12 protein-coding genes are annotated in these 8,034 nt (G+C 60.0%); 1 reads left to right on the top strand and 11 read right to left on the bottom strand.

Going from position 1 to position 8,034, the window contains the following annotated elements; all coding sequences use genetic code 11:
* Window positions 1-636: 636 nt before the first annotated feature.
* The 10 genes from FCI23_RS52645 to FCI23_RS52600 form a co-directional block, all read right to left on the bottom strand.
* Window positions 637-948 (bottom strand): hypothetical protein, encoded by a 312-nt coding sequence (locus FCI23_RS52645; RefSeq protein WP_136731069.1) that lies wholly within the window; start codon window positions 946-948, stop codon window positions 637-639.
* Window positions 949-1,017: 69 nt separating this feature from the next.
* The gene (locus tag FCI23_RS52640) at window positions 1,018-1,746 is read right to left on the bottom strand and encodes a restriction endonuclease (RefSeq protein ID WP_136731066.1); all 729 of its coding nucleotides are present in this window, start codon (window positions 1,744-1,746) and stop codon (window positions 1,018-1,020) included.
* 158 nt (window positions 1,747-1,904) lie between these two features.
* Complete coding sequence (locus tag FCI23_RS52635) at window positions 1,905-2,162, bottom strand: hypothetical protein (RefSeq protein WP_136731064.1); 258 nt, start codon at window positions 2,160-2,162, stop codon at window positions 1,905-1,907.
* Window positions 2,163-2,751: 589 nt separating this feature from the next.
* Entirely contained in the window at window positions 2,752-3,204 is a 453-nt protein-coding gene (locus FCI23_RS52630; protein WP_136731061.1) for a hypothetical protein, read from the bottom strand.
* Window positions 3,205-3,808: 604 nt separating this feature from the next.
* On the bottom strand, window positions 3,809-4,063 hold the full coding sequence (locus FCI23_RS52625) for a hypothetical protein (protein ID WP_136731058.1): 255 nt from the start codon (window positions 4,061-4,063) through the stop codon (window positions 3,809-3,811).
* Window positions 4,064-4,220: 157 nt separating this feature from the next.
* Window positions 4,221-4,928, bottom strand: coding sequence for a hypothetical protein (locus tag FCI23_RS52620; protein WP_136731055.1), 708 nt, complete (start codon window positions 4,926-4,928; stop codon window positions 4,221-4,223).
* Window positions 4,929-4,946: 18 nt separating this feature from the next.
* Window positions 4,947-5,132: a hypothetical protein gene (locus FCI23_RS52615; RefSeq protein ID WP_136731052.1), complete on the bottom strand. Its 186-nt coding sequence runs from the start codon at window positions 5,130-5,132 to the stop codon at window positions 4,947-4,949.
* 43 nt (window positions 5,133-5,175) lie between these two features.
* On the bottom strand, window positions 5,176-5,496 hold the full coding sequence (locus FCI23_RS52610) for a helix-turn-helix transcriptional regulator (RefSeq protein WP_136731049.1): 321 nt from the start codon (window positions 5,494-5,496) through the stop codon (window positions 5,176-5,178).
* Between the two features lie 629 nt (window positions 5,497-6,125).
* On the bottom strand, window positions 6,126-6,329 hold the full coding sequence (locus FCI23_RS52605) for a hypothetical protein (RefSeq protein ID WP_136731047.1): 204 nt from the start codon (window positions 6,327-6,329) through the stop codon (window positions 6,126-6,128).
* Window positions 6,330-6,416: 87 nt separating this feature from the next.
* On the bottom strand, window positions 6,417-6,641 hold the full coding sequence (locus FCI23_RS52600) for a GntR family transcriptional regulator (protein WP_136731045.1): 225 nt from the start codon (window positions 6,639-6,641) through the stop codon (window positions 6,417-6,419).
* 93 nt (window positions 6,642-6,734) lie between these two features.
* Here FCI23_RS52600 and FCI23_RS52595 point away from each other — a divergent pair, with 93 nt between their 5' ends.
* Complete coding sequence (locus FCI23_RS52595) at window positions 6,735-7,055, top strand: hypothetical protein (protein ID WP_136731043.1); 321 nt, start codon at window positions 6,735-6,737, stop codon at window positions 7,053-7,055.
* Between the two features lie 62 nt (window positions 7,056-7,117).
* On the opposite strand, the gene FCI23_RS52590 is transcribed toward FCI23_RS52595, so the two are convergent.
* The gene (locus tag FCI23_RS52590) at window positions 7,118-7,861 is read right to left on the bottom strand and encodes a hypothetical protein (protein ID WP_136731041.1); all 744 of its coding nucleotides are present in this window, start codon (window positions 7,859-7,861) and stop codon (window positions 7,118-7,120) included.
* Window positions 7,862-8,034: the final 173 nt, after the last annotated feature.

The raw sequence follows: 8,034 nt of genomic DNA, 5'->3' as shown, positions 1-8,034 counted from the left end.
GCACTCCGGGCCCGTGGAACCCGGCGCACCCGCGGCGTCACGCGACGGCCCACCTCGAACGGCCCGAGGACATTACGGGGCGAACCGCCGAGCAGGTCAGCGACCGAATCCCGCTGACGAATCGAGGTTAGGGCCGCAGTAGTGGCTCATAGCAATGCCCAGGATCTTGGCAGGAGTGGAGATGTCCAGGCAAATCATTTGGCGCTGCCAGTCCATCGGTCTCTTGGTCATGTTCTCCCAGTTAGCCCCGGAATCCTCCGTACGGCTCCCTGCGGCCCTGGCAGGCTTGTCGGTTACTTCAGTGGCCGCAGCCTCTTTTGCGGACATTCGAGCGGCCTTCTGAGCGTCCCGCTCTGCCTCGGCCTCACGGTATGCGGCCTCCCAGGGAGAAGCCTCGGAGAACGGGTCAAAGGTGTGATTCTCCAAAGTCATTTCCTGCCTCCAAATAGTTAAGGCCCCGCAGCTCGTGCCGACCGGGGGCCTATATCGTGAAATGCGAGAGCCCTGGATCGCTCCAGGGCCTTCGGTCTGGGTGATGTGTTGCCTTGCTAAGCCTGTTTCGAGGAGCCAACAGGTCAGTCTTCCGCCGCTGGCACTTCACATCCACTCTTCTTACGCCTTCACGGCTGCAGCGGATCAGCCTTGCCACTCACCCATTTCGTGCTCGTCCGCCCACTTCCGCCAGGCGGCGTCCCCATCGCCCTCGATCAGGAGGAAAGAGACGTCGCTGTCTTGAAGGCGATGCTCTCGCTTGCCGTCCTTAAAGCAACGCGCGTAGGCAATTACTGAAGCTGACCACAAAGCATCTATGACCACACCATCGCGCTCATCCTCCGGCCTTGCCATGAAGCTCAGCAGGTGAGAGCAGCAACCATTCACGAAGTTCAGATCTTGAAGGATTGCGATTATGCTGCCAAGGTCTATCGCTGACGACAGGTCGAGCGCCACTATTGGGAGCGGCACAGGTTCTTGCATGTGAGTTGCCTTCCGTTATGGCGGGTATTCTAACACCTCTCGCTAGGAATCAAGGTTGTCCCACTCATCTCCCAATACCCAGCGGAGTGCCGACAGCTTGCCGCTGACCATGCCCCACTCAAAGTCGGAGTAAGGGCCTAGATTGCCCTCACCGTACTTTGCCTCCATTTCCCGACAGGCAGCTCGCATGGTCGCGATGAGCTCCTCGGGAATGCTTTTATCGCCTGCCGCTATTCGCTCCTCTAGAACCATCTTCCGGTTGTACCAAACTCGGTCAAAGAACTCCTGCTCCGCCTCGATGATTTCGGCTTCAGTGCGCCGCTTCGACTGTAGGTGCCGGATGATGAATTCGTCGCGGCTCTCAAGGAGGCGCTCAAGGTTTGGCCGCTCCCAGTAGCGCACCCGAAACGGCGGCCGGTTGTTTGTCTCGTACGACTTCAGGAAGTCCTTGCACGGGTTCGAGAGATAGTTGCTGGCGATCACCAATGCCACGTCGGCCCGCTCTGCGGTTGCCCATGCCAGCAGACTCGTGATTTTGTCCGGTGGAATGCCGCGCTGGTAGTGCTTGCAGTCGACGAACCAGGTTTCCAGGTAGTGGCGCCCGTCCAACTCTTCGCGCGGGAGTTGCGCAACGATGTCACGCCCCGAGTCGCTGGGGCTGGCTGCCAACCCTGTGCCCTTGCGCCAATCTAGGTTTACGAAACCCATGTCGCGCATGAGCTCAAAACAGAACTCCTCGAACTGGGTCTCGTTCATGTCGTCGTAGGGCATGTCTGCCATCATGCGCGCAGCGTAGCGGCAGCGCCCCGCTACAGTCACTGGCATCGCATCATCCGGCGGGGGAGCAAGCCGGGAACGAGGAAAGGTCTCCACCGCCAGGCTTCCCGCCGGCGCTGCACCACTCTTCGCGCCTTCCCAGCGGGGAGTCTTCACTCCTGCTGGTTGAGCCGCTCCAGGTACTCGGCCTCTTCCTTCGGCGCCCTCAGGGTCAAGATGCTGTCAGGCCTCACCGCGTAAGCGGTGAGGTTGGTGTGCCTGTCCTCGCCGTCCAGGTGGTACAGCGTGCCGTCCTGGGCCAGGTGGACCGCGATCTCCTTGATGTGACACGTAAGGCACTTGAAGGCAGCGTACTCGGCCTCTCTAGGCATCGAGTACAGATCATCGGCCGTTACCAGCTTCGTTCTCACGGGCCTCCTTCCAGCGTTGATCGCGCCGATTCTATGTGGAAGTTTCCCAGGAAGGCAAGTTCGGGAATTAATTAATTCATTCACGGCCTCACGAGGGCGCTTGACAGATGGTTGTGCGGGCGGCATCAGGCGGGGTAGCGTTCCGGTGCTCACGCCGAGAGGCTTCTAAAACCTCTCCGCTAATGTCCAAGTGATCAGGAAAGGTTATGACCCAAGACGAGTGGTTGGAGAAGTGGACGGCTGAACTTCCCGAACGAAATCAAGAATGGTACAAGGAGCTGCATGAAATTGTGGGCTACAGGGTTATACAGCCGAATGGCCCTGGGAGCGGTCTCATATTTTGGGACGTGATGAAGCCATGAAACAGGATCACGAAGCGTAATCGCAGACGCCCCCATTCGCTTGCTACTGCGTGAATTAATTAAGTCCGATCAATTAATTCATTCACGAAAGATAGTTGGGTGGGGGTATTCCATTAAATCAATCACAAAGGACCCGCCGGGGATGCCGTCCTTCGGTCGCTTTTGCCAATGAAAATATTCATGAGGTGCCGACTGCTCTCGGTCCCCCATGAGTAGCGGTACTCCGGTCAAGTGCCACCGAGGGATTTGCGGATGCGGTCCATGTGCCTGTCAGCCCACAGTTTCTTGGCCTCCTGGACTTCCCGCTTTAGAGCAGCCCGATTCTCATCGCTGAGTGTCGGATCTTCTGCGTACTTCTCAACTATCTTGAGGTCGCGTTGGAACGCCCTCTCGTCTGCCTTACGATCCTGCCGCTCGTTCCAGCGCATCAGGGCGAGTTCCCACTGGGATTTGGCCAGGGCAATAACAACCCCGGTCATCGCCCCTGCGCTTGGCGCAGCCCAAGTCAAGACGACGCCCCATGCGGTCTGGGTGCCGACGATGTGAGCGAGCGACAGCATCAGCGTGCCGGTACTGGCTCCGCCTACCCCCGCAGCAATCTTCTTCCTCTGCGTACTCTGTGTAGCGCTAGTTCTCCTGCGCGTAGCGGCCTTGGGTTCGGGGACGACGGCTTCAGACATCCGAGTCTCTCCCCCGCCCAGGGCCGTGCACGCTGTCTGACGCTTTGATGTACGCCCTGATATTGGCTGCGGCCTGCTCAGGAGTCTCGTGAGATCGGCGCCTACGCAGCCTGCGCCCCACCTTGGGCAACTCCTCCTTCGCATTCCAGAAGTTCCAGGAAGAGAACACCACGCCCACCAACGAGGGGAATAGCGACCACCAGTGATCCATGCGTCCAGCCTATCCGCTTGAAGTCCGCTGTGGTGTCGCCCAAGTGACTTCTTGGACAACCAATTTGACGATCAGGCAGCTCGCCTCTGCATGCACTGAGAGTCCACGTGGCTGGCCCAGGGTGGATCCACCGATGGGGGACCTGGACGACGAGGCTTCAAGTCCACGCGGTGAGCCTGTCCGGCTCAATCAGCCGACAGATGTGGCACTCTTCTGAAAGGTGCGGTGAGCTGACTCCCTTGGTGTCGCCACTCAAGACGTGCCATTGGATGTGAGCGGCGGCTTCCAAGACGCATTCTGGACACTGAGGCTCGGACCAGACGCACTCAACTCCCGGCAGGTGACTGCTGGCGGTTTTCGCAGCCGAACGCGCTTTCACCGACCGGCGCACGCTCATTCGGCATCCCCCTCAAAGGCCCAGCCGAGCCGTTTCATACCTTCCGCGGTGAGGCCCAGAGAGCCCGCCAGGTGACGGAACTCCATCTGATGCGTGCTGGTGGCCGTGCCGTCAATAATCTTTCGGAAGTAGGTCAGCATCACGGCGACGGTCGGGATGAACGACTCGTCCCACATGACGGCCTGCGGGGACTCCCACCACTGCTGCCACTGCTCCCGTTCAGCCTCCGTCCAGCCTCGAACGGCCGGCATGCGAGGCACGGGAAGCCCATGATCGGAGGGCAGCTCCACCATACCCTTGTATCTGGAATGTGGACTATTCGGATTTCGGAACTTTGGCATCAGACATTACCTCTCGCGCAATAATGGGCCCCTGCTCGTATGTGCAGGGGGCCCGGATCGGGAACTCTCAGGCAGCGTCTTCTTCGGGTGGCGCGATGAAGCCGTCACACTCGGCCCGGTTCCCTTGGTATTGATCAACTAGCCCGAGGTCCCAGGCAGACTGATATGTCAGCTTGCCGTCGGGCGTGGTCTGCCACGCGTTGATCTCGTCTCCAAGCTGTCCTGAGAACCCTCGCCACTTAGGCCGGGTCAGCTCTCCACCACTGACAGCCCAAAGAAAGCGGCTGACGCTGTCCTGCATCTTGGCTCGGGCGGTTTCCGCTTTGGCTACCGCAGCGATGTATTCCTTCTTAGCCTTCTCGGACTGCGCGAAACCTTGGCTTGCCAGCGCAGGAAGCTCATGCTTGATTGCCTCGGTCACCCGGTCTTCTGCCTGCTTAACCGCATGGGCCAGCGCAGGCTCCAGTCGCTCATACTCTGCAACCCGGGCACGCGCCTGGACCATGAACTCCTCACGATCGGGAAGCGGCTTGGACTCTGCGATGGCCTGTGCCTCCAGCTCCCGCAACTCCTCGTCGGCCCGCCGCAGGGCTGGGACGTAGTAGGCACCGGTGCGGCCCCCGCGGCTGTCGGTAACGTACTGGCGCGCGCAGTCAGCATTCTCCGCTCGATAACTGCGGTGCCGGTCATGCAGCTCCTGCTGCTTGCGGATCAGCTCCAGCGTCTCCTTGGAGAGCTCGAAGCCTGAGAGATCGAATCTCTTAAAAGAAAGCATAGTTGGACTCCTTAAATATTAGTTGCGGCCGAACAGCAAGTCGTCGAGTACGCCCGCCTTGCGGGCCTGTACGATCTGCTCAGCAGTCATTCGGCTCAGGTCTTCACGCGAGAGTTGCAGCTTCTCGTGTACGGCGTTGGCGACTGCCTGCTTGATCTCCTTCTCGAACAATTTGGAGAACAGTTCTTGGGATGCTTCAGTCATGGTTCCTCCTAGGTGGTGGTATTAGCGGTGGTCCTGATCCTTGTCAGCACCTTTCTGGCTGGCCTCCAACGGGATGCAGGTCGGCCGTCATCATCGATTCCTGTTTTGCGGCCCGGATATCCTCACAGGCGAGGATCGCCTGATGATTCTCTCCGTCGTTAGCCGTGTCAGAAAGAATCTTCCAGATCGGGATGCCCAGGTGGTGAGCCATTCGCACTACGTCATAAACGGAAGGGTTCCGGGTCCCGGCCTCCCAGCGGTGAACGGTGGTCACCGTCACTCCCATTCGATCAGCCAACTCCTTGGCAGTTACGTCCTGATTCACTCGGTAGTTCTTCCACTGTCCGGGTTCATAGATGTTCATCACAACTCCTAGCCAATGACCAGATGGAATATCGGAGGGCAAAATGAGAAGGCCCCGGCTCCCCTGCTGAAAGGCAGAAGGGGAACCAGGGCCACTACAGAACCTTGGCTGCCAGAACGGTACCCAACCAAACTCTGTAAGCCTGGGTGGTACCCAAGCCAGAAACCAAATACTCAGTTCTACTTTCTACTTCTAGTCTCTAGTCTCTAGTCTCTAGTAAGTAGACTCTAGTAAGTAGACTCTCTAAGTTTCTTCGTTCGAGAGCTCGTTTCACTCGCTCTCTCACTTAGTACGTCGGTGACCATCTGAGCGTTTCGGGCCGTTTGAGCCCAAAGTGAGACGGAGATCACGTCAAGTGGTGCCCTGGAGGCACACGAGAAGAGGTGTGCTCAGGAAGCGCCCCTCGGGAACCCCGTCCGGAGCCAGACCCTGACAGGCCGACTTATGTGCCCTCTCGAACAGGGCCCTATGGCGTGAAATGAATGAGTTATCTGACGCTAGTGCTGTGACCGCATAGCTTCGCCGGGTTGGTGGTCGTGGCGGTTGGATGTGGAGTGACGTCCGTCCGACTGCTGGGACGGGCGCCTCTCTCCGTCGCGGCCTGACGCCTTCGCTCGCCTGAGAGGAACTCAGCGGCGCCGTCGCCCCGGGGACAGTGCGCCGAGCGTCGCGTTCACGATCGCCCCGAACAGCAGCCAGCCCCACGCCATCCCGCCAACCGGGCGATGCCTCATCACCCCGAAGGCGAAGTCGCCAAGTCCGCCACCCACGAAGAAGATCAAGAAACCTCGCAGCGCGGACCGCCATCTTGGGCGGGCTATGTCTGAAGTCACGGAAGGCATTATCCACACGCTGCGGCAACCGACCACGGCCGCATGATGATCACTACGGCATACCGGTGAACCTATGTGGTCACAGCACTAGATCACGAACGAACCCATCCCATGAGTTGTCTTGATCAGACCTTCGAGTCTGAGGTTGACCAGGACCTTCTGAGCAGTGGCCTGAGCGATGCCGTACTGCTGGGTGAGGGCGACGACAGAGGGCACACGGGCCCCAGAAGGTAGCTCGCCGGCCTCAATCTGCCCGCGGATCACCTCGGCCACCTGTTCCCACTTCGGCCGTGTCTCGTCCCATTCGATCATGTACCGCACCGTGCCATGGCATAGAGCACCCTGCGAGCGGTGGAATAACCCGCCGCTCTACGGCATGCTAGGGGTGACAAGAAGGGTGGTGGGATGAAGTACACGGTGGTCCCTTGGCGAGACAGCAACGACGTTCTGCGCGGCTTCGCCATCTGGGATGACGAGATCAGCCCTGGGCTGAAGGAAGCCGGCCTGAGGCCATACTGCTCTCTCAACGGCGTCGAGTTGGTGTTCATGCGGTTCACCCAGGGGTGGCAGTGGATCGCAGACTGCATGGCCAGGGGACTGGACATGGGGACGCCAGGCATGACCATCCGTACCTACAACGTGGGTCCAGGGGGCGGGGTGGTGGAGCTGGGGAAGTACAGCAAGAACCCCCAAAGGGGCTCACATCCGCTGCACAACGCCTGGTAGAGGTGAATGAAATAAAGAACCCCCGGCCACAGGGCCGGGGGTCTTTTGATGCTCGGGGCCGGCTACATGGCCGGCATGGGCAGCATCCCGTCAGCCGTGTCCTTGTCGGCAGCCTTGGCCACCTCAGCCCGCTTCATATTGGTCAGGTAGCGGCGAGCCGTCCGGGTGCTGCGGTTGAGGACCGCACCAAGGTTCTCCGGATTGACCTTCTCGCCGGCCACACGGAGTCGAGCTATGGCCGCCTCCACCTCTTCCTCGGACAGACCCTTGCGGCCACCACGACGCGTCTGCTGGCCGTTCTTGTTGCCGGGCATGTCATCGTGCATGTAGTCGCCCTCCAGGCCCTCAGCGGCCTCGTCAGACACTTCCTGAACCTCCACCACAGAGGCAGTCTCAGCCGGTGCAGCGGCCATGTGAAGCATGTGGGCCACAACCATGGGAGGCACGGCGGACACGAGCGCCACCAGGACGGTGGACGAGTGCATGTAGTTCTGCGAGATCAGGTGGGAGATGTCCTGAGCACACAGCGCCAGGGCCAGAGCCGCTACAGCGCCCACCAGGGCACTCCTACGGCTCGGCAGGCTCCGCCGCTTGGCTATGTCAGCGATGACCGCAGAGCAGGCTGCGTAGACGGACACACATACCGGCATCAGTCTCGCCACGCCCGGAGTCCACCCGGCCACGATTGCGAGGTGGATTTCACCGGGGATGGACATGAGCAGGGCGGCCACCAGGACCACGGGGCGACCGGCCTTGAAGACCAGCTTCGCGTACCAGGGCAGGTCAATGGACACGGAGGAGGACATAGCTATCCCTTCGTCGGACTTACGTGGGGAGTGCTGGAGAGAAGTCAGTGCGTTGTGGCAAAGGGAGTCCCTGTTCGATGAGCAGGGGCTTCTTCGTGTGCGGGGCATGATCGCGGAGAGGTAGGGGCAGGCAGCGGACGGCTTGTTGTTGACCGAGGAGGTTGAGATGCCGT

The organism is Actinacidiphila oryziradicis (genome assembly GCF_005047355.1).
In the GTDB taxonomy this organism is placed as follows: domain Bacteria; phylum Actinomycetota; class Actinomycetes; order Streptomycetales; family Streptomycetaceae; genus Actinacidiphila; species Actinacidiphila oryziradicis.
Note: the sequence above shows the minus strand (reverse complement) of the source record. Positions and strands in the feature narration are given on the sequence as shown.